This is a genomic window from Arthrobacter sp. NPDC093128 (assembly GCF_040683875.1).
Lineage (GTDB): Bacteria > Actinomycetota > Actinomycetes > Actinomycetales > Micrococcaceae > Arthrobacter.
On sequence record NZ_JBFBEY010000017.1, the window covers coordinates 101776 to 122428 of the forward strand.

Sequence of the window (20653 nt, forward strand, 5' to 3'; positions counted from 1 at the left end):
GGCCGGGTCGACGGCCGCAAGTCACCGAAGGGGCTTGGCCATGACTCCGGACACAGCAGACGTATCCGCAAGGGAATCCGAAGCCGCACTGCAGGGGGTGGAGCCGGGCACCGCCCATGACGTCCGGCTCGCCGTACTGGCCATGGTGGGAACAACAGTGTTCGACGGCGGCCTCATGGAGCGTGCCATGACCCGCACCCTGGCAGACCAGGGGGTGAGGGAAGGGTCGGAGCAGTTCGAACGCATGCTCCGGTACGCCAGGGACACGGCAGGGATGTCAAAACTCGCTGTGTTCAGCCGGCTGTTTGAGGACCGGCACCGTGCCGCGGCGGCGAACACCTTCTTCGAGCGCAGCTGCGATGAGCTGATAGCAGACGGCATCATCCGGGCTGTTCCCGGCGCCGAGGACGCGATTGGCTGGCTGCGTGAGGCCGGCATCATGGTCTGCCTTGCCACCGGCTTCGGACGCCACACACAGAACATGGTGCTGGAGAGCCTTGGCTGGATGGGGCTGGCGGACCTCAGCCTGTGTCCTGCGGACGCAGGGCGGGGCCGGCCGTATCCGGACATGATCCTGACGGCGGTCCTCGCCCTGGACCTGGACGACGTCCGCGAGGTCGCCGTGGTGGGGGACAGCTGTGCAGACATCCAATCGGGACTGCGGGCCGGTGCCACCACGGTTGCCGGAGTCCTCACCGGGGCACACGGGGAGCCGGCGCTCCGCGCGGCCGGCGCCACCGCCGTCGTGCATTCGATCCGCGACCTGCCGGTGCTGCTGGAACCCCGGTCCGCTTAGCCCGTTACGTCAGGCCGGGCTGCTGACCTAGCACTGCGTGTTGTCCGCAGGCGGCTCGCCGGTCAGGAGGTAGCCGTCGACGGCGTCGCTGACGCAGGTGTTCGAGCGGCCGTAGGCGGTGTGCCCCTCGCCCGTCCACGTCACCAGGGACGCGTTGCCCAGCTGCTTCCGCAGGGCGCCGGCCCACTCCACGGGGGTCGCGGGGTCGCCGGTGGTTCCCACCACCACGATAGGGGCCGAGCCGGAATACTCCACGGGTGCGGGCGTGCGGATGCTCTTGTAGGGCCAGTCCTGGCAGTTGGCGCCGCCGTAGGCGAAGAAGTAGCCCAGCGTGGGGGATTCCTGCCGCAACTTCTGCTCGTCGGCCCGCATGGCGGCCGGGTCCGAGACCATGGGGTAGTCCAGGCAGTTGATGGCGGTGAAGGCGAAGGCGCTGTTGGACGTGTACTTGCCGCTCGGATCCCGGTCGGCGCCGAAATCGGCCAGCCGCAGCATCGGTGAGGGGTCGCCCTTGAGGGCCGCGTCCAGCGCCTGGGTCAGCAGCGGCCAGTTGTCGTTGTTGTACAGGGGCAGGATCAGGCCGCTGACAAACGCCGAGCCGGTGACCAGCCTGCCGTCCTGGGCGCGCTGTGGATTGGCGTCAACCGCCTCCACCACCTCGCGGATCTGCTGGACACCGTTGTCCACGGTTCCGCTCAGGGGGCAGCCGTCGTCCCCGAGGCACTTCTCCACGTAGGCGCGGATGGCTTTCTCAAACGCGCGGGCCTGGCCGTTGGTGAGCTCCTCGTTGCTGAGGGAGGGGTCAAGCGCGCCGTCGAGGACCATACGGCCCACGTTGTCCGGGAAGAGCGACGCGTACATGGACCCCAGGAACGTGCCGTAGGAATAGCCCAGGTAGTTCAGTTTGGTGTCGTTGACCACCGCGCGCAGGATGTCCAGGTCCTTGGCTGCGCTGACGGTGTCCACGTGGGCCAGCAGCGGACCGGTCTTTTCGGCGCACTTTGCGGCCGTTGCCTTGTTGTCCGCAACGGCCGCGGCCAGGCCGGCGTCGGAACTAAGGTCGTAGTTCTTCGCCCGGGACTCGTCCCGTTCCTGGTCAGTGAGGCACGTAACGGGGGATGAACGCTTCACTCCGCGGGGGTCGAACCCCACGAGGTCATAGCTGGAACGCACTTCACTGGAAATGTTCGTGGTGCCGGCGTCCTTGACGAAGTCATACCCCGAGCCGCCCGGACCGCCGGGGTTGACCAGCAGGCTGCCGGTCTTGTTTCCCGTTGCCGGCATCTTGAGCGCCGCGATCTCGATACTGTCGCCGTCGGGCTTGCTGTAGTCCAGGGGCACCTTGATCTTGGCGCACTGGAGCTTGTCCTCACAGGCTGTCCAGGAGACCTCCTGCGAGTAGAAGCCCCGGAGCTCCTCCGGGGCTGCCTCGGCGATCGCCGGATCAGCCTTGCCCGTGCTTGCACCGCTTGATCCGCCGTTGGAAGTGCCGAACAGCGTGCAGCCTGTCAGCGCGAGCAGCACGGCCAGGGAGCCAGCAGCTGCCTTGACCGCGGTCGCTCCGGACCGTGACCGTAGGGGCAGACGTCGGGCAGGCTTCATGCAGGGCTCCTTGAGGGATTTGGCGTGGGCTCGGGCGGGGGACGGGCGGCGGCGGGACGGGGCTGGACGGAACGGCACTAGATCAGGCTCGCGGCCATGGATTCGATGGCCAGCAGCGGTGCGACGTTGGTGGTGGTGATTCTTTGGCGGGCCTTGTTGATCGCATCCATCCGGGCGAGCGTGGCCTCTGCACCGGAACGGCCGGCAAACTCCGTCAGCTCGCTCCTGAGTTCAACGTTCACCAGTTCCACAGCGTTCCCCATCTGGATGATCAGCACATCCCGGTAAAACGAGAGCAGGTCCGTGAGCGTCCGGTCAAGGGAATCGGTGATGGAGCGTTTGGCGCGCCGCTTCTGGTCATCCTCGAGCTGCTTGACCTGGCCTCGCATGGCCGGCGGCAGCGTACCGCTTTCGGGGGCGCCGAGCGTGGCCAGGAGCGCTGCCTTCTCCTCGGCGTCACGCAGTTCGTTGGAGCTGTTGGCTTCTTCCGTGGCGATCTTCACCAGTTTTTCGGCCATCAGGACCGCCGCCGTGACGCCCCGCAATCCCAGCGGGAACCGCACGGTCTCCAGCCGGCGTTCGCGGGCATCAGCATCCCGGGCGAGCCGGCGGGCGATGCCGACGTGGCTCTGCGCCGCGCGGGCCGCACGTTCGGCGAGGGCCGGGTCCACGCCGTCGCGCCGCACCAGCAGTGCCGCCACATCGGCAGCGGGCGGGAGCCGCAGCGCCACCGCGCGGCAGCGGGACCGGATGGTGACCAGGACGTCCGCCGGGGACGGGGCACACAGCATCCACACGGTGCGGGGAGTGGGCTCCTCGATGGCTTTGAGCAGCACGTTGGTGGTCCGTTCCGCCATGCGGTCGGCATCCTCCACCACGATGATCCGCCACCGTCCGGATGACGGACGGTTTCCGGCGGTGGACACCAGGTCCCGTGCCTCATCAATGGTGATGGTGACTTTTTCGGTGCGGACAAATGCCACGTCCGAATGCGTTTCCCCCAGGATGGTCAGGCAGGCCGCACATTCGCCGCAGCCGCGCCGGGTGACGTCCTCCTGGTCACAGTTGAGGGCGGCGGCAAACGCCTTCGCGGCGTTGGACCGGCCGGATCCCGGCGGTCCGGTGAACAGCCAGGCGTGGGTCAGGGCCTCGCCCTGGGCGGCCTGGCGGAGCTGGGCGACGACGGCTGGCTGGCCCTGCAGGTCATCCCAGACGGTCATGGGGCAACACCGTGCCGGGACAGCATCAGCTCGTCCACGCGCGCCAGGATGACGCGGGCCAGCTCATCCACTGGAAGGTGGGCGGGCAGCACAAGGTAGTGGTCCGGCCGGTCGGCCGCGAGGCCGAGGAAGGCGGTGCGGATCTTGGCATGGAATTCGTCGGCTTCGGATTCCATCCGGTCTTCCGCGGCGTCGCCTGCGGTGCGGCGGAGCCGGCCCACGGCGGGGTCGACGTCGAGCAGCACTGTGAGGTCCGGCTGGAGGCCCGAGGTGGCCCATTCGTTCAGCTCACGGACGGCACCGGTTCCGAGCCCGCGCCCGGCCCCCTGATAGGCCACCGAGGAATCGATGTAGCGGTCCGTCAGCACAACGTCGCCGCGTTCCAGGGCGGGCAGGATGACCTGGTCCGCGTGGGCTGCGCGCGAGGCGGCAAAGATCAGGGCTTCGGTGCGGGCATCGATGTGACCGTGGCCGTGATCCAGCACCAGGGACCGCAGTTTCTCACCGATCGGGGTGCCGCCCGGCTCCCGGGTGCGCAGCACCTTATTACCGCGCGACTCGAGGGCCCCGGCCAGTGCTGCGGCCTGCGTGGACTTGCCTGCGCCGTCGCCGCCTTCGAAGGCGATGAACAGTCCGGGGTTTTGGTTAGTCACAAGACCAGCCTACCGACAATCACTGACAGCTTAGGTGCCCGGCCGTAACGGCTTTCATGCGCTGCAGGCCTCCCACGTACTCTTTGACCATGAGTCTTTCCGAACAGCAAGCCGCCGCGCTGTCGGCTGAAACGGTGGTTGTGGCCGCCGGCCGGCCGCCCCGCAAACGCGATGAGCCGGTCAACCAGCCCATCGTCCTGTCGTCCACCTACTTCGGGACCGGGCCCCTCGCCGACGGCGACCGCGGCTACGGCCGCTACTCCAACCCCACCTGGGATCCCTTCGAAGAAGCACTGGGCCAGCTTGAGGGCGCGGCACTCCCCGGCCTCCTGTATGCCTCCGGGCTGGCGGCCGTCAGCTCGGCGCTGTCCCTCATCCCTGCCGGGGGAGTCCTGGTGATGCCGTCGCACAGCTACGCCGGGTCCCTGGTCATGGCTACCGAGCTCGCGGAAAAGGGGCTGTTCGAGCTCCGCACCGTGGATATCGCGGACACGGACGCCGTGAAGGCGCTGCTGGCCCCGGCTGAGGGCAAGGCCGCCAGCATGCTGTGGCTGGAAAGCCCCACCAACCCGATGCTCGGGATCGCGGACATCCGAGCCCTGACCGCTGCCGCCCACGAGGCAGGCGCCATCGTTGTTACTGACAACACCTTTTCCACGCCCCTTGTCCAGCAGCCGCTGAGCTTGGGGTCCGACGTCGTCCTGCACTCGGTCACCAAGTACCTGGCCGGGCATTCCGACGTGGTCCTGGGCGCCCTCGTGACGTCGGACGCCGCGATCCGTGCAGCGCTGCTGCACCACCGCATCATCCATGGCGGCATCGCCGGGCCGTTCGAAGCCTGGCTTGCCCTGCGCGGCTTGCGTACGCTCGCCCTGCGCATCGAGCGCTCCCAAGCCTCGGCTGCAGTCCTCGCCCAGCGGCTGAGCGCGCACCCGCGTATCGAGAGCATCCGGTTCCCGGGGCTGCCCACCGATCCCGGCCATGAACGCGCCAAGTCACAGATGAAGAGTTTCGGTTCCGTCCTGTGCGTGCAGATTGCCCCCGCCGGCGGGCTCAGCGGCGCCGACGCGGCGGACAAACTGGTCCGCGCACTGCAGCTGTGGCTGCCCGCCACCTCGCTGGGCGGGGTCGAGTCCCTGATCGAACGACGACGGCGGCACGCGGCCGAGCCGGTCAGTGTGCCGGACAACCTGGTCCGCCTGAGCGTGGGGATTGAAAACGTCGACGACCTTTGGGCCGATTTGGAGCAGGCACTGGACGCTCTGGACGGATAGGCTGGGGTCGTGGACGGAAAACTGATGATTGGCTATGTCGAGACCGCGGTTTATTTCGTATTGGCGCTCGTGGCGTTCTGTCTTGAAGCGTGGGCGTTCTTTGACTGCCTCCGCCACAAGGCGAACGCATTCGAAGCCGTTTCCAAACGGACCAAGACTTTCTGGCTGGCCCTGACCGGCGGCGCCTTGGCCATCGGTGCCCTGTCCCTCTATGCAGGCGGTGGTGGCGGGTTCGGCACGCTCGGCCTGTTTGGCCTCGCCGCAGTCACCGCAGCTTCCGTGTATCTCGCGGATGTCCGCCCTGCAGTGAAGGATGCCGGCCGCGGCGGCAGCCGCAACATGGGGCCTTACGGCCCCTGGTAGGGGGCAGCCTTACTGAGGAGGCCGTCCCTAGGGTGCGGGCGCCACGGCGTCCCAGCCCACCGTCAACTCACCCAGCCGCCAACGGGAAGGTCCGTCCTGAACGGGCCAGCCGCCGTCGAGCATTGACCGGCACATGGCCGTCCACCGTTGCCTGTTCCCGAACGCCGCCAGCGGCGCCGCCTCCAGCCAGGCCCTGTCCAAGGCCTGGAGGAAACCGTGGATCTTCTCGCCGGGAACATTCCGGTGGATGAGGGCTTTCGGCAGCCGTTCGGCAATCTCCGAAGGCAGCGCGAAACCGCCGAAACGCATGGAAATGGTCAGGCTGAGCGGTCCGCCGCCGTCGAGCGCCACCCACGTCACACGACGCCCGATCTCGTCGCAGGTTCCGTCGATGAACAGTCCGTCGGGGCCCAGCCGGCCCTGGACCAGGCTCCAGATGGCAGCAACATCGGCCTCCTCATACTGCCGCAGGACGTTGAACGCCCGGACAATCACCGGCCGGCCCGGCACGGGAATCTCGAAGCCGCCCACATGGAAGCTCAGCCCGGCCCGTTCCAGTGCCTTGGCGGCGCGGACCCGCTCGGGTTCGATTTCTATTCCGGCCACCCGGACATCCGCGCGCACTGCGGACAAACGCTCAAACAGCTCAACAGCAGTGGCGGGGGATGCCCCGTAACCGAGGTCGATGACCAGCGGGTCGGCTGCCCGGCGCAGCCGCCAGGCCTGCGGCCCCGTGAGCCACCGGTCCAGCCGCCGCATCCGGTTGGGGTTGGTGGTGCCGCGCGTTATGTTGCCGATCGGTTTGCCGCTGTTACCCGCGCCGCTGGCTCCGCCCCTGGTTCGGCTCCCGGCCCGGGAGGGGTCTACCCGTTCAGCTTTCTGCACCACCGGACAAGCTTAACGGTCCGTCCCCGCCGTCCTGCCCCACGGTCTCCCAGCACCGCCGGCTCAAACCGACTGCCCAGAGCGTGCCTTCATTGCACCCGCTGTAACGCTCGGCACTGCCACCGCCTGCTCGGCTAGGATGAAAACCATGACTTACAAGCTGATTCTGCTGCGCCACGGCCACAGCGAATGGAACGCCAAGAACCTGTTCACCGGCTGGGTGGATGTTGACCTCAACGACCAGGGCCGCGAGGAAGCAGCACGTGGTGGTGAGCTCCTCGTGGAGAACGATATCCTCCCGGACGTCCTCTACACCTCGCTCCTGAAGCGGGCCATCAACACGGCCAACATCTCCCTGGACAAGGCCGACCGCGGCTGGATCCCGGTCAAGCGCGACTGGCGGCTGAACGAACGCCACTACGGCGCACTGCAGGGCAAGGACAAGGCCCAGACGCTCGCCGAGTACGGCGAAGAGCAGTTCATGGAGTGGCGCCGTTCCTATGACACCCCGCCGCCGCCCCTGGACGACAACAGCGAATTCTCCCAGGCTCATGATCCCCGTTACGCGGACCTGGGCGACGCCCTCCCGCGCACCGAGTGCCTGAAGGACGTCCTTGTCCGCCTGATGCCCTACTGGGAATCGGACATCAAGGAAGACCTCAAGGCAGGAAAGACCGTACTGGTCACCGCCCACGGCAACTCACTGCGCGCCCTCGTCAAGCACCTTGACGGCATCAGCGACGAAGCCATCGCCGGCCTGAACATCCCCACCGGCATCCCGCTGGTGTACGACCTCGACGAGGACTTCCAGCCCGTCAAGCCGGGCGGCACCTACCTCGACCCCGAGGCCGCTGCGGAAGCCATCCTCGCGGTGGCCAACCAGGGCAAAAAATAAGGCTACACATTAACAAACGGCGGGCCGGTCACTTAGGTGACCGGCCCGCCGTCGTTAACTCCTCGAACCTGAGTTTTTGTCCAGATAATGCGCCAAAACGCCAGCCAAAGGCCATTGTCGGGACAAAAACTCCAGGGAAGTTAGCTGGTTTCGGTGCTGTTCGGGTGCCAGGCGCCGGTGACAAGGTACGTGACCTTCTGGGCGACCGAGACGCCGTGGTCGGCGAACCGTTCGAAGTAGCGGCTGGCCAGGGCAACGTCCACCGTGGTGGCCGGGGACTCGTTCCAGTCACTGCGGGCAATTGCCTTGAAGACGCTCAGGTGGAGGTCGTTGACCGTGGCATTCGCTTTGAGGATGTCACGGGCGACTTCCAGGTCGCGCGTTTCCAGGAGTTCGGTGAGCTTGTTCGCGATCAGGAGGTCCTGTTCGGCGAAGCTCTTGAAGGTGTCCGCGAGCTGTGGCGGAATCACCATGGCGGGGAAGCGGAGCCGCGCCAGCTGGGCGATGTGCCGGGCGAGGTCGCCCATGCGCTCCAGCGAGGCACTCATCCGCAGCGAACCTACGATCATCCGAAGGTCGCTGGCCACCGGCCCCTGAAGGGCAAGAATGTCGATGGCACGCTCGTCCAGGCTGTTCTGCAGGAAGTCGATCCTTGCGTCAGCGGCGATGACGTCCTGGGCGAGGTCGATGTCGGCCCCTTCGAAGGCAGTCGTGGCCTTGTCAATGGCCTCGCTGACCAGCTTTGAAATCTCGACGAGCTGCTCGCCCACCTGTGTGAGCTCCTCCTGAAAAACCTTGCGCACTACGCGTCCTTTCCTTGGAAATCCTTTCCCACCGTGGTGGCGGCCGGATTTCGTGTCACCGCTCTGCAGTCCAACTGGTAACTCTGTCAGTGGCCGGTGAACTGTTAGGCACCTATAGGTGAACGTTAGTTGAACCCATCGGGTAATCGCATCACATTCGTCTTTGACGCCCGGGCCAGAGCATAAGCTGGAGCCGTGGATCCAATGCTCATCGGTGTCATCGCAGGCCTGGTCGGTCTGTCGTTCGGCATCTTTGGCGTGCTCGCCTTCAGGGTGAGCGAACAGCAGCGGAAGCTGGTGGATGTTGAATTCGACGAACCGGCGCTGCCTCCCGGCGCCGCGGAGGTACTCGCCGTCGTCGGCCGTGCCTTCGTAGTGGTCGACGCGATCGACGGCGTGGTGAGGGCGAGCCCGGCAGCCTACGCCTTCGGCCTGGTCCGCGGGCACACCGTGGTCCACAAACAGCTCCTGGACATGACAGCAAGGGTGCGGCGGGACGGCGTCATCCTCGAGAAGCAGTTTGAACTGCCCCGCGGCCCGCTGGGGCAGGGGACCATCGTCGTCCAGGTCCGCGCGGCCATGCTCGGCGAGGAATACATCCTCCTGCTGGCTGACGACCGGACCGAGATCACCCGGACTGAGGAGATCCGCAACGACTTTGTTGCCAACGTCTCCCACGAGCTGAAGACGCCGGTGGGCGCCATTTCCCTGTTGGCTGAGGCGCTGGAGTCGTCGGCGGACGACGAAGTGGCGGTCCGCCGCTTTGCCAAGCGCATGGAAAAGGAGTCGGCGCGGCTCGCGGCGCTCGTGCAGGACATCATCGAGCTCTCCCGGCTGCAGGGCGCCAATGTGGCCCAGCAGGGACACCCCGTAGACATTAATGCGGTGATCACCGAGGCCGTGGACCGTTCGCAGCTGCCCGCCGAAAGCAAGAACATCTCCATCGTGGTTGGCGGCCGCGTTGACGCCATGGTCTACGGCGACCAGGACCTGCTGGTTACGGCGTTGCGAAACCTGATCGACAACGCCATCCGCTACTCACCGGAGAACACCCGGGTGGGGATCGGGGTGCGTGCCAAGGCAGGCCTGATCTCCATCTCCGTCACGGACCAGGGGGACGGCCTGAGCCCGGAGGACCAGGAGCGCGTTTTTGAACGGTTCTACCGCGTGGATGCCGCAAGGTCGCGGCAGACCGGAGGCACAGGCCTGGGCCTGAGCATCGTCAAGCACGTCATCTCCAACCACGGCGGGGAAGTGACGCTGTGGTCGCAGCCCGGCCAGGGGTCCACGTTCACCATCCGGCTTCCAGAGATGGAAGGGCAGGACGACGGCGACGCCCCCGCGCCGCCGGCAGCGGCCGCCCAGAGCACCTCACCACACAGTCACGACGCCACCGGCGTCCAAGAGCAAGGAGCCAGCGCTTGAGCAGGATTCTCATAGTCGAGGATGAGGAGTCGTTCAGCGACCCACTGTCCTACCTTCTGGGCAAGGAAGGATTCGAGGTGGAAGTCGTGGACAACGGTTTGGACGCCATCACGGAGTTCGACCGCAACGGCGCTGACCTGGTGCTGCTGGACTTGCAGTTGCCCGGCCAGTCCGGCACCGAGGTGTGCCGGCAGCTCCGGCAGCGCTCCTCCGTCCCGGTCATCATGCTGACAGCCAAGGACGCCGAAATCGACAAAGTCGTAGGGCTGGAACTCGGGGCCGACGACTACGTCACCAAACCCTATTCCTCCCGTGAGCTGGTTGCCCGCGTCAGGGCTGTCCTTCGGCGGCAGGGGGAACCGGAAGAGCTCATCACCAACACGGTCCAGGCCGGGCCCGTGCGGATGGACGTCGAACGTCATGTAGTAAGTGTCGACGGCGAACAGGTGTCGCTGCCGCTGAAGGAATTCGAGCTGCTGGAGATGCTGCTGCGCAATTCAGGCAGGGTACTGACCCGCGGCCAGCTCATCGACCGGGTCTGGGGATCAGATTACGTCGGTGACACCAAGACGCTGGACGTCCACGTCAAGAGGCTGCGCAGCAAGATCGAGCCGGACCCGTCGGCGCCGCGGTACCTCGTGACAGTCCGGGGCCTGGGCTACAAGTTCGAACCCTAGGCAAACTCCGAACCCTAAACAGCGCGGACCGGTAACACAGAAGGAGGGCCCCCGCCGGGCGGGAGCCCTCCTTCTGCGTATCCGGATTGCTTATCCGGGCTAGTGGCTTTCGCTGCTCGTCGGAGTCGGCGTTGCCGTCCCGGAGACGGTGGGCTCGGCGCCTTCCGGCAGGTATTCCTTGTATTCAGGCAGCGTGGCGTCCAGGACGGGCACCTTGACCTTGGCGGTCTGGTTGGTGCCGTCTTCGGAAATGCTGACCTCGGACAGTGAGCCCGGTGCGGCCCCCGAGCTGCTCAGGATCGCCGGATCCGTGGAGTTGTTAAGCAGGGTGTAGGAATTCGGCTTCACAGACACCTGCGTCTGCGAGCCCTCTGCCCCGTTGATGGTCAGCTTGACGTCGCTGGAAGACGAGTTGTAAATCGCCCCGAGTACGCGGCCCTGCTTGTCCTCGCCGGTGGAAACGATCATGAAGTTGCGGATCCGGAGGGGGCCAAGATCTTCCCTGGTGCCGTCCGATGCCGAGTACTGCTCAGAAGTTTGCTGCGGGTTGATGTAACCGCAGCCGGTCACGGACAGCAGGCCGATGGCAACTGCTGCCGTTGCCATTGCCAGCTTGCCGCGCTGGCCCCGGTTCATCGCAGTGAAACGCACGTCACGCACTCCTTGAGAGTCTTGAAACATTATTCAGCCATAGCCTATCCTCAAACCGTCTCAAACAAGGATTCGGGCCGTACACATTGGTGTCCGGAAACATGGCCCGGCCCGACCACTCCGCACGCCGCCCGCCGGGCACGGACCTCTACCCCGGCCCCTTGGCATGATCCCCTACATGCACTAATATCCGCATCCGTCAAGGGGGTTGAGGGGGTGGATTGGGCCCTTTTTCCTTGTATTTACGCGGTTCCCGGCCCTTATCCGTGCCAGACGTATGCCTGAATCGTGATAAACTGGTCTGCGGGAAAGGGGAAAGTCCACATGGTTTTTGAGGTCGGCGAGACAGTAGTTTACCCTCACCACGGTGCAGCAAAAATTGAAGAAATCAAGATGCGCACTATCAAGGGCGAAGAGAAGATGTATCTCAAGCTCAAGGTGGCTCAGGGTGATCTGACCATTGAAGTTCCAGCAGAGAACGTTGACCTTGTTGGGGTTCGCGACGTAGTGGGCAAAGAAGGTTTGGAGCATGTCTTTGACGTGCTGCGGGCCGAGTTCACTGAAGAGCCTACCAACTGGTCGCGTCGTTACAAGGCAAATCTGGAGAAGCTTGCTTCCGGGGACGTCATCAAGGTGGCAGAGGTCGTTCGTGACCTCTGGCGTCGTGATCACGACCGCGGCCTTTCCGCAGGTGAGAAGCGTATGCTGGCCAAGGCCCGTCAGATTCTGATTTCAGAACTGGCACTGGCTGAAAAGACAGATGAAGAGAAGGCCGCAAGCGTTCTCGACGAAGTCTTGGCTTCCTAAGAATTGAACCCCGGTGGCTCAACAGCCGCCGGGGTTTCTTTTTGCCCGGATTCTGACGGATCCCGGGATTTTACCGGTTGCCGGAAGCGGGCGGACACGTAGTGTTGTGCCCATGAGCGCAACAGAATTTCCGGCCGGACCCGGGCCGGCCGCCGCGGACCACCACCGCCCACGTCCAGTCGTCGCCGTTATCCTGGTCGCGGCCGGATCAGGGCAGCGACTTGGTTACGGCATGCCTAAGGCAAGGGTTCCCCTCGGTGGGGAGCCCATCCTGATGCACGCCCTGCGCGGGATTGTTGCCTCCGGCGTTGCGCAGCAGGTCTGCGTAGCCTTGCCGGCGGGCGACGGCGCGCTCCGGCGAATGTGCGATGACTTCAAAGACGAGCTTGTCGACGGCGGCCCCTTGCTGACGATGGTGGACGGCGGTGCAACGCGCGCTGACTCCGTGCGTTCCGCATTGGCGGCACTGGAGGACGGCACCCAGGCCGTGCTCGTCCACGACGCCGCGCGCGCTCTGACGCCGGAGTCCGTCTTCCACCGTGTGGTCGACTCCCTCACGGCCGGCGCCCTGGCCGTGATTCCGGTCATGCCGGTGGTTGACACCGTCAAGACGGTAGAAGCAACCCGTGACGAAGACGCTCTCATTGCGCCGGAGGTCGTCGTCGGCACGGCCCCCCGGGAGAAGCTCCGCGCCGTGCAGACGCCGCAGGGGTTCGATCTCGGCACGCTGATGAAGGCCCACCGGGAGGTGGCAGGCCTCGACGAAGCCCAGTCCGCCGCCATTACCGATGATGCGATGCTCGTGGAACGCCTGGGCGTCCCGGTCCATGCCGTCCGCGGAGCCAGCCAGTCACTCAAGATCACCACGCCTTTGGACCTGATCATTGCGGAGGGCCTGCTGGAAGGTCCCCTCGGCGTACGTTGGGTGGAGGGCTGATCATGGCAGTTCCCATCATTCCCAGAACAGGTATCGGCATCGACGTCCATGCTTTTGCTGCACCGGACAATCCGCGGGCGCTGTGGCTGGGCGGGCTGCTGTGGGACGGTGAGCAGGGGCTGGCTGGCCACTCCGACGGCGACCCCGTGGCCCACGCAGCGGCGGATGCGCTCTTTTCGGCCTCCGGGATCGGGGATCTTGGCACGCACTTCGGCACGGACCGCCCGGAATTCGCCGGGGCCTCCGGTGTGACGCTCCTGGCCGAGGCCGCGCGCATCGTCAGGGCGGAAGGCTTCGAGATTGGCAACATCGCCGTGCAGTTCGTGGCCAACAGGCCCAAATTCGGCCCGCGCCGGCAGGAATCCCAGGACGTCCTCAGCGCGGCGGCCGGTGCCCCCGTCAGCGTCAGCGCCACCACCAGCGACGGCCTCGGCTTCACCGGCCGTGGCGAAGGCATTTCGGCCCTCGCCACCGCGCTGGTCTACCGGGCGGGCTGAGGCGGAGCGCGTCTTTCGCCTAGGCTTAAGGGAGTCAGACCTCTGCCGAACAATCCAGGAGACCCCTCGTGAAGAAGCCGCTTGCCGCCGTCGTACTCGTTGCAGCACTGCTGCTGAGCGGTTGCGGCGCGCCGAAAATGAGTGTCGAGGAAAGCTGCAAGTTCCTCAACGGGGACACGTTCGTTCCCACAGGAAACCAGCAACAGCAGGCTGACCAGATCGCCAAGCATTACCAGGAAGTGGCGGACAAGGTGGCCCCCGAGGTAGGCGAGCCCATCCAGAAAATGGCGGACATCATGAAGAAGGTCGCCGGTACTTCGCTGGGCACTAAGAGCGCCGAACAGACCGCACAGCTGAGCGAGCAGAACAACAAGATCGGCGAGGTCTGCAAATAGCAGGCCCGGCGCCGGGTCCTGCAAAGGCCATCGGCTAATCTGGAGCGGTGACCCTGCGCTTTTACGACACAGCATCCGCCGAAGTCCGCGACTTCGTCCCTCTGACACCGGGCAAGGTGAGCCTGTACTACTGCGGCGCGACGGTGCAGGGCCTGCCGCACGTCGGGCACATCCGGTCCGCCATTGCCTTTGACCAGCTCACCCGCTGGCTCGAATACCGGAAATTCCGCGTGACCGTGGTCCGCAACGTCACTGACATCGACGACAAAATCCTCGCCAAGTCCGCCGCCTCCTTTGAGCCGGACTTCGAGGAAGGCCCGGACGACATCCGCGAAGAGGAATGGTGGGCGCTTGCCTACCGCTACGAGCAGGCATTCCTCAAGGCCTACGACACCCTTGGTGTTTCCCGCCCCACTTACGAGCCACGCGCCACCGGCCACATTCCGGAGATGCACGCGTTGATCCAGCGCCTGATCGACCGCGGCCATGCCTACCCCGCCCTCGATGATTCCGGCGACGTCTACTTCGACGTTCGCTCCTGGAACCGGTACGGGTCCCTGACCCGCCAGAAGATCGATGACATGCAGGGCGCTGCCGACGCCGATCCGCGCGGGAAGAAGGACCCGAGGGACTTTGCGCTGTGGAAAGGCCATAAGGAAGGGGAGCCCACGACGGCCAGCTGGGTTTCACCCTGGGGCACCGGCCGTCCGGGCTGGCATCTGGAGTGCTCGGCCATGGTGACCAAATATCTCGGTACCGGTTTCGACATCCACGGCGGAGGCCTGGACCTCCGGTTCCCGCACCATGAAAACGAGATGGCGCAGTCTCAGGCAGCCGGCCATGCCTTCGCCAACTTCTGGATGCACAACGGCATGGTGACCTACCAGGGCGAAAAGATGTCCAAGTCCATTGGCAACACCGTCAGCCCCACGGAAATGCTTGAGCTCGCGTCGCCGCGCGTGGTGCGGTACTACCTGGGCCAGGCGCAGTACCGGTCCGTGCTGGACTACCAGCCCACCTCGCTGCAGGAAGCCTCCGCCGCGATGGAACGGATTGACGGCTTCCTTGCCCGGGCCGTGCGTGCTTTGTCTGATGGCGGGGCCCTCCTGTTCGGGAGCTACGGCGAAGTGCCGGACGCCTTCGCCGCGGCCATGGACGACGACCTGAATGTTCCGCAGGCGCTGGCCGTCCTGCACGACACCGTGCGGGCAGGCAATACCGCGCTCACCGCGGGCGATAACGCTGCGGCCAGGGCAGCGCTGCACTCCGTCACCGACATGCTTCGCGTCCTGGGCCTGAACGACGTTGCGGCGCCCGCACGGGACGACCAGGCGGATACAGCCCTGGGCGTCCTGGTCGAGGCCCAGCTTGGTGCCCGGGCGGAGGCGCGGGCCACCAAGGACTGGGCCGCATCGGATGCCATCCGGGACACACTCGCCGCGGCGGGCGTCGTCGTCGAGGACGGCCCGGACGGCGCCAGCTGGACCCTCAAGCGCGGCTGAGCTGAGGCAGTCCGGATGCCAGGCAGGACCTTGCGCCGGCGATTTAACCTGAGTAAGTAGACTGGAGGTCAGACTTACTCAACAAAGCAAGGGTGAAACTCATGGCCAACAACGGTCGCCGGTCGGTCAAAGCAAAGAAGGGCCCCACCATCGGAACGGGTGGTCACGGCCGCAAGGCCCTCGAGGGCAAGGGCCCCACTCCCAAGGCGGAGGACCGCCCGTACCACAAGGCCCACAAGAGCAAGCAGCTCGCCGAGCGGTCAGCTGCCAAGCGTCCCGGCGCAGCCCGCGGTTCGGGTGCCCGCTCAGGTCCGAAGGGCCGTGCCACGGAGGAAGTCGTCACTGGACGCAACTCCGTTGTTGAAGCACTGCGCGCCGGCATCCCGGCCAAGGCCCTCCACGTCGCCATCCGCATTGAAATGGATGACCGCGTCAAGGAGTCCCTCAAGCTTGCCGCCGAACGTGGCATTCCGCTGATGGAAACGGGCAAGCCCGAGCTGGACCGGATGACGGACGACGCCATCCACCAGGGACTCGTGCTGCAGATTCCGCCGTACGAGTACCAGGACGCGTACGAGCTCGCCGAAGAAACACTGGCCAGCTGGAAGCGGGGCCACGTGGCCAACGCGCCGCTCTTCGTCGCCCTGGACGGCATCACCGACCCGCGCAACCTCGGCGCGATCATCCGCTCTGTGTCGGCCTTCAGCGGCCACGGCGTCATCGTGCCGGAGCGGCGCTCCGTCGGCGTCACGGCCTCGGCCTGGAAGACCAGCGCCGGCGCAGCAGTCCGCGTTCCGGTGGCACGCGCCGCCAACCTGAACAACACCCTCAAGGCGTTCAAGAACATGGGCATCTACGTGCTCGGCCTTGACGGCGACGGCGACGTGTCACTGCCGGACCTCAGCCTCGCCAAGGAACCCGTCTGCATCGTGGTCGGTTCCGAAGGCAAAGGCCTGAGCCGGCTGGTCCGCGAAAACTGCGACCAGATCGTTTCCATCCCGATCGACTCCGCGATGGAATCGCTCAACGCCTCCATGGCCGTCGGCATCTCCCTGTACGAAGTCTCCAGGCAGCGCGCAGCTAAGTAACCGGGGGGCGAGTAGCGCGGAGGAGCGGCGCGCGGCACAACGCTCGCGCAGTACCTGCCGCCAAATCTGCAACGCTCTCGCACTTCCTGCGGCTTAAACAGCAACGCTCGCTCACCTGGTGAACGAGCGTTGCTGTTTTTGTTGCGAAAAGTGAGAGAGCGTCTGTTACTGGAACGTGTGGCGGTTGGCCAGGACCGGGAGCTTTGTCCGGGCTTCCTTGACGACGGCGGGGTCCAGGTCCGCGAACAGCAGCCCGGTGCCGCCGTCGAGCTCTTCGATGACCTCGCCAAGCGGAGAAACGACGGCGGAGTGCCCCACGCCGGTGGGCGCCGATCCCTTGGTTTCGATGCCTTGCGTGGCGGGATCGCCCTGGCCGCAGGCGAGCACGTAGGTGGTGGTGTCCACGGCGCGGGCACGGGCCAGCAGGCGCCACTGGTCCACCTTTCCCGGTCCTGATCCCCAGGAGGCACAAACGATGTTCACTTTGGCACCCAGGTCGGCGTTGGCTGTGAACAACGCCGGGAACCGGACGTCGTAGCACGTGGCCAGGCCGAAGCTGATGCCGCCGAGCTCGAAGATGACCGGTCCGGTGCCGGCGTCGACCGTGTCCGATTCGGCGAAGCCAAAGGCGTCGAACAGGTGGATCTTGTCGTAGCTCGCCTCCACGCCGGGGCCCGTGACAAGGAGCGTATTCCGCACCTTCCTGACATCGTCGCTGTCCGCCGGGCCGCCGGTTTGACCGGGGCCGGCAGGACCGGGGTCTCCCGGGGTGAACATACCCGCCACAATCACGATGCCCAGCTCCGCGGCTATGCGCCGCACGCGGGTGGCCCACGGACCGTCGAGCGGTTCGGCAATATCCAGAAGCGAATTGCCGAACGCGCGCATGGTTGCTTCCGGGAAAACGACCATTTCTGCGCCGCCTTTTTTCGCTTGGCGGGCGAAATTTTCCACGAGCTCCAGATTCCCGGAAATGTCGCGGCCCGTAACTACTTGAGCAAGTGCAACTCGCACAATTACCTCCAACTTGGCGTGTTCTTCCAGTATGAACGCTGAACAAGGCCAGCCCATTTCCCGACACATTGCGGAAGATATCGGGCATTTGTGTGGCACAGCTAATATTTAAGCAATGGTCATGCCACTCCTAGACACAGCCTCAACCGTGGACGCCTCCCGGCCGTTTCCACTGGGTATCAGCGTTCCGCGCACGGGCTCTCCGGCAACGGACGATCCTCAGAGTGCCTGCGCTAACGTCGCAGTGTACGCGCCCGGTGTGAGCACGCTCGAAATCGCCTACTGCGCGCCCGGCGGAACATGGCAGCTGAAAACGCTGCCGAACGTCACCAATGATGTCCACCACGGCATCGTGGACGGCTTCCCCACGGGGTCGAGGTACGGGTTCCGCTCCTCTTCCGAGGATGACGCCCTCCCCGTATCGGTGCCCACCATGGCCTTTGACTACGACGGCGAGCAGCCGCTGCTGCTGGACCCTTATGGCCGGGCCGTGGATGAGCGCGAAGGCTTCCTCACCAACGTGCGGATGTCGCCCGGATTCGACTGGGGCGACGACCGCAGTCCTCACATCCCGTGGCGCAACACCATCATTTACGAGGCACACGTCCGCGGCCAAAGCATGTTGCACCCGGACATCCCCGAGAATCTCCGGGGCACCTACGCCGGCATGGCGCACCCGGCAATGATTGAGCACCTCACTGGCCTGGGCATCACCTCGGTCCAGCTGCTGCCGGTCCATTTCCACTTGGACGAACCGCACCTTCAGAACCTGGGCATGACCAACTACTGGGGCTACAACACCGCGGCGTTCTTTGCACCTCATCCGGCGTATGCCACCCGGGCTGCGCAGGCGGCCGGGCCGCAGGCTGTACAGGACGAGTTCAAGGGCATGGTCAAGCTGCTGCACGCCGCGGGCCTGGAAGTCATCCTGGATGTGGTCTACAACCACACAGCCGAAGGCGGGCGGGACGGGCAGACGCTCAGCTTCCGCGGGCTGGGCGAGATGCAGTATTACCGGAACGACGGCAACGGCCGGTACGTAGACACCACCGGATGCGGCAACAGCCTCAACTTCGGCCACCCCCGCGTGGTCCAGCTGGTCCTCGACTCGCTGAGGTACTGGGTGGACGAGTTCCACATCGACGGCTTCCGCTTCGACCTTGCGGTCACCCTCTGCCGCAATGCATCGAACGACTTCGATCCGCACCATCCGTTCCTCGTGGCCATAGCCGCGGATCCGGTCCTTTCCTCCGTCAAGCTGATTGCCGAACCGTGGGATGTGGGCTACGGCGGCTGGCAGACCGGACGCTTCCCGCCCGGTTGGGTTGACTGGAACGACCACTATCGTGACGCCTTGCGCTCCTTCTGGGTCGCGGACCGGGCCGCGATCGATGCCGGCGGCCAGGGCGGTTCCGTGGCCCGCCTCGCAGACTCCATTTCCGGCTCCGCAGGCCTTTTTGCGGAATCGGGACGTTCCCGGATGGCCTCGCTCAACTTCTTCACGGCTCACGACGGTTTCACGCTGGCCGACCTTGTGTCCTACGACCGCAAGCACAACGAGGCCAACGGGGAGCAGAACCGCGACGGCCACGGAGACAACCGCAGTTACAACCACGGCTTTGAGGGCCGGACCGAAGACGAGGAGATTCTGGCACTCCGGGCGCAGACCAGCCGCAACCTGATGGCCACGCTGATGGTGTCCATGGGCATCCCCATGATCACCGCCGGTGATGAGATCGGACGCACGCAGCAGGGCAACAACAACGCCTACTGCCAGGACAACCAGATCACCTGGCTGGATTGGACCAGTACGCCGGAATCCCATGCCATGCTTCGGAGCACGAAACGGGTCATCCGGCTCCGGAAGGAGTTCCTGGCAGGCCAGCCGCACGACTACCCCTCCCGGGACAAGCAGGCCTATCTGCACTGGTTCGACGAGCACGGCAATCCCATGTCGATGGACCGCTGGAATGACCCCCAGCACCGTGTTGTCCAGCTCCTGCTCGGTTCCGACGACGGCCAGGTGGACGGACTTGTGGTGGTGAACGGCAGCGCCAACGACATGAAAATCACCCTGCCCGACGTCAGCAACGACGAAGGCACGGGAAAGCGGCTGTTCGAACTCCGGCTGACCACGTCTGAACTCCACGACCGCCGCCAAGGTGTGAGGGTGACGGCCGGCGAGCGTGACGTTGTGCAGTCCAACACCATCAGCATCTACCGCACGTAGGATCCGCATGTGGGGAATCCATGAGGAGGATCGCGAGGCTCCTGGCCTTGGCCGCGCTCCTGATTCTGGTCGTCGGCCTGGGCATGGCGCTGTCCAATACGCAGGAGAACCCGGCCGCACCCGACGTTTCGGCGAGCCCGACGGCGGGAGGCAGTTCCGCCGTCGGGTCCGGCACCGCCAGTCCCGGCTCCCCAAAACCTGTCCCGGTGCCGGCTGTTCCCGAGGTGAAGAACACCTCGGGCCTGGATGCGGTTCCTGCCTCAAGCCTTCCACCGGAGGCACGGGAGACCCTGGCCCTGATCACCCGCGGCGGGCCCTACCCCTATTCGCGTGACGGCGCCGTCTTCGGCAACTTCGAGCGCCTGCTGCCCGGGAAACCCGGCGGCTACTACAAGGAATTCACGGTCAGGACTCCCGGCGAATCGGACCGGGGCGCCCGCCGGATAGTCTCGGGAGAGACCGGCGAAAAGTACTATACGCCGGACCACTACGAATCGTTTCTGTTTATCGTCGAAGGCAAATAAGGACACAAATGAAGATTTACTCCGCGGACACCTGGACCATCGATGAGCTGCGCGAGCAGGCATCGGACGCCGGCCGCCGGGTCCTGGTGATCCCCGCCGCTGACACGAAGAAGGCGGTGCTCCGGACATTTGGGGAAGTATTGGATTTCCCGGAGCACTACGGCGTCAACCTCGATGCCCTCAATGACTCCCTGCACGACTTCGCGGATACGGTCACGGACGACGGCAAGGCACCCCTCACGTTCATCTGGCAGGTCCCGGCCGTCTACCGCTCGGACCGCTCGTTCGGGGTCATCTGTGAGATCCTCCAGGACGCGGAGAGCTACGCCGGCAGGAGCCTGTCCGTGGTCGCCGTCTTCCTCTAGCCGACGCTCTCTCACTTCCTGCCGCCAAAATCTCAACCCTCTCGCACTTT

22 protein-coding genes are annotated in these 20653 nt (G+C 65.4%); 15 read left to right on the forward strand and 7 right to left on the reverse strand.

Annotated elements, in window-relative coordinates; translation table 11 throughout:
• Positions 1–40: 40 nt before the first annotated feature.
• Positions 41–796, forward strand: a complete 756-nt coding sequence (locus tag AB0N24_RS19585; RefSeq protein WP_364127816.1) for an HAD family hydrolase — start codon at positions 41–43, stop codon at positions 794–796.
• Between the two features lie 27 nt (positions 797–823).
• Here AB0N24_RS19585 and AB0N24_RS19590 read toward each other — a convergent pair whose 3' ends face one another.
• The 3 genes from AB0N24_RS19590 to tmk form a co-directional block, all read right to left on the reverse strand.
• Complete coding sequence (locus tag AB0N24_RS19590; protein ID WP_364127819.1) at positions 824–2398, reverse strand: alpha/beta hydrolase; 1575 nt, start codon at positions 2396–2398, stop codon at positions 824–826.
• A 77-nt stretch (positions 2399–2475) separates the two neighbouring features.
• Positions 2476–3618, reverse strand: coding sequence for a DNA polymerase III subunit delta' (locus tag AB0N24_RS19595; RefSeq protein WP_364127823.1), 1143 nt, complete (start codon positions 3616–3618; stop codon positions 2476–2478).
• Positions 3615–4271, reverse strand: coding sequence for a dTMP kinase (gene tmk, locus AB0N24_RS19600; RefSeq protein ID WP_364127825.1), 657 nt, complete (start codon positions 4269–4271; stop codon positions 3615–3617). Before tmk ends, AB0N24_RS19595 begins: the two co-directional genes overlap by 4 nt.
• An 89-nt stretch (positions 4272–4360) precedes the next feature.
• On the opposite strand from tmk, the gene AB0N24_RS19605 reads away from it, so the two are divergent.
• On the forward strand, positions 4361–5545 hold the full coding sequence (locus tag AB0N24_RS19605) for an aminotransferase class I/II-fold pyridoxal phosphate-dependent enzyme (RefSeq protein ID WP_364127828.1): 1185 nt from the start codon (positions 4361–4363) through the stop codon (positions 5543–5545).
• Positions 5546–5554: 9 nt separating this feature from the next.
• On the forward strand, positions 5555–5908 hold the full coding sequence (locus tag AB0N24_RS19610; RefSeq protein ID WP_364127830.1) for a DUF2516 family protein: 354 nt from the start codon (positions 5555–5557) through the stop codon (positions 5906–5908).
• A gap of 27 nt (positions 5909–5935) precedes the next feature.
• Here the strand turns inward: AB0N24_RS19610 and AB0N24_RS19615 are convergent, their stop codons facing one another.
• Positions 5936–6667, reverse strand: a complete 732-nt coding sequence (locus AB0N24_RS19615; protein WP_364127880.1) for a class I SAM-dependent methyltransferase — start codon at positions 6665–6667, stop codon at positions 5936–5938.
• A gap of 274 nt (positions 6668–6941) precedes the next feature.
• Here AB0N24_RS19615 and AB0N24_RS19620 point away from each other — a divergent pair, with 274 nt between their 5' ends.
• Entirely contained in the window at positions 6942–7688 is a 747-nt protein-coding gene (locus AB0N24_RS19620) for a phosphoglyceromutase (RefSeq protein ID WP_364127833.1), read from the forward strand.
• 140 nt (positions 7689–7828) lie between these two features.
• On the opposite strand, the gene phoU is transcribed toward AB0N24_RS19620, so the two are convergent.
• Positions 7829–8491, reverse strand: coding sequence for a phosphate signaling complex protein PhoU (phoU, locus tag AB0N24_RS19625; protein ID WP_364127836.1), 663 nt, complete (start codon positions 8489–8491; stop codon positions 7829–7831).
• A 204-nt stretch (positions 8492–8695) separates the two neighbouring features.
• Here phoU and AB0N24_RS19630 point away from each other — a divergent pair, with 204 nt between their 5' ends.
• Positions 8696–9916 (forward strand): ATP-binding protein, encoded by a 1221-nt coding sequence (locus AB0N24_RS19630; RefSeq protein ID WP_364127883.1) that lies wholly within the window; start codon positions 8696–8698, stop codon positions 9914–9916.
• Positions 9913–10593 (forward strand): response regulator transcription factor, encoded by a 681-nt coding sequence (locus tag AB0N24_RS19635; RefSeq protein WP_011690590.1) that lies wholly within the window; start codon positions 9913–9915, stop codon positions 10591–10593. The genes AB0N24_RS19630 and AB0N24_RS19635 overlap by 4 nt, the downstream gene beginning before the upstream one ends.
• A gap of 99 nt (positions 10594–10692) precedes the next feature.
• Here the strand turns inward: AB0N24_RS19635 and AB0N24_RS19640 are convergent, their stop codons facing one another.
• On the reverse strand, positions 10693–11229 hold the full coding sequence (locus AB0N24_RS19640; protein WP_364127886.1) for a hypothetical protein: 537 nt from the start codon (positions 11227–11229) through the stop codon (positions 10693–10695).
• A 339-nt stretch (positions 11230–11568) separates the two neighbouring features.
• Between AB0N24_RS19640 and AB0N24_RS19645 the strand changes: the two genes are divergently transcribed.
• From AB0N24_RS19645 to rlmB, 6 genes are all read left to right on the forward strand, one after another.
• Positions 11569–12051: a CarD family transcriptional regulator gene (locus AB0N24_RS19645; protein WP_011690592.1), complete on the forward strand. Its 483-nt coding sequence runs from the start codon at positions 11569–11571 to the stop codon at positions 12049–12051.
• Between the two features lie 112 nt (positions 12052–12163).
• Positions 12164–12988, forward strand: coding sequence for a 2-C-methyl-D-erythritol 4-phosphate cytidylyltransferase (gene ispD / locus AB0N24_RS19650; protein WP_364127840.1), 825 nt, complete (start codon positions 12164–12166; stop codon positions 12986–12988).
• Between the two features lie 2 nt (positions 12989–12990).
• Positions 12991–13485: a 2-C-methyl-D-erythritol 2,4-cyclodiphosphate synthase gene (ispF, locus tag AB0N24_RS19655; protein WP_104173933.1), complete on the forward strand. Its 495-nt coding sequence runs from the start codon at positions 12991–12993 to the stop codon at positions 13483–13485.
• Between the two features lie 68 nt (positions 13486–13553).
• Positions 13554–13880, forward strand: a complete 327-nt coding sequence (locus AB0N24_RS19660; RefSeq protein WP_364127843.1) for a hypothetical protein — start codon at positions 13554–13556, stop codon at positions 13878–13880.
• Between the two features lie 47 nt (positions 13881–13927).
• Positions 13928–15382: a cysteine--tRNA ligase gene (cysS, locus tag AB0N24_RS19665; RefSeq protein WP_364127846.1), complete on the forward strand. Its 1455-nt coding sequence runs from the start codon at positions 13928–13930 to the stop codon at positions 15380–15382.
• A 101-nt stretch (positions 15383–15483) separates the two neighbouring features.
• Entirely contained in the window at positions 15484–16470 is a 987-nt protein-coding gene (gene rlmB / locus AB0N24_RS19670) for a 23S rRNA (guanosine(2251)-2'-O)-methyltransferase RlmB (protein WP_214952473.1), read from the forward strand.
• A 165-nt stretch (positions 16471–16635) separates the two neighbouring features.
• Here rlmB and AB0N24_RS19675 read toward each other — a convergent pair whose 3' ends face one another.
• The gene (locus tag AB0N24_RS19675) at positions 16636–17484 is read right to left on the reverse strand and encodes a carbon-nitrogen hydrolase family protein (RefSeq protein ID WP_364127850.1); all 849 of its coding nucleotides are present in this window, start codon (positions 17482–17484) and stop codon (positions 16636–16638) included.
• 115 nt (positions 17485–17599) lie between these two features.
• On the opposite strand from AB0N24_RS19675, the gene glgX reads away from it, so the two are divergent.
• Genes glgX through AB0N24_RS19690 form a run of 3 tightly spaced genes read left to right on the forward strand, consistent with a single transcriptional unit; the run spans position 17600 to position 20603 of the window.
• A complete protein-coding gene (glgX, locus tag AB0N24_RS19680; protein WP_364127853.1) occupies positions 17600–19714 on the forward strand; it encodes a glycogen debranching protein GlgX in 2115 nt (704 codons plus the stop codon).
• 20 nt (positions 19715–19734) lie between these two features.
• A complete protein-coding gene (locus AB0N24_RS19685; RefSeq protein ID WP_364127855.1) occupies positions 19735–20238 on the forward strand; it encodes a ribonuclease domain-containing protein in 504 nt (167 codons plus the stop codon).
• Between the two features lie 8 nt (positions 20239–20246).
• Complete coding sequence (locus AB0N24_RS19690) at positions 20247–20603, forward strand: barstar family protein (RefSeq protein ID WP_364127858.1); 357 nt, start codon at positions 20247–20249, stop codon at positions 20601–20603.
• Positions 20604–20653 lie beyond the last annotated feature (50 nt).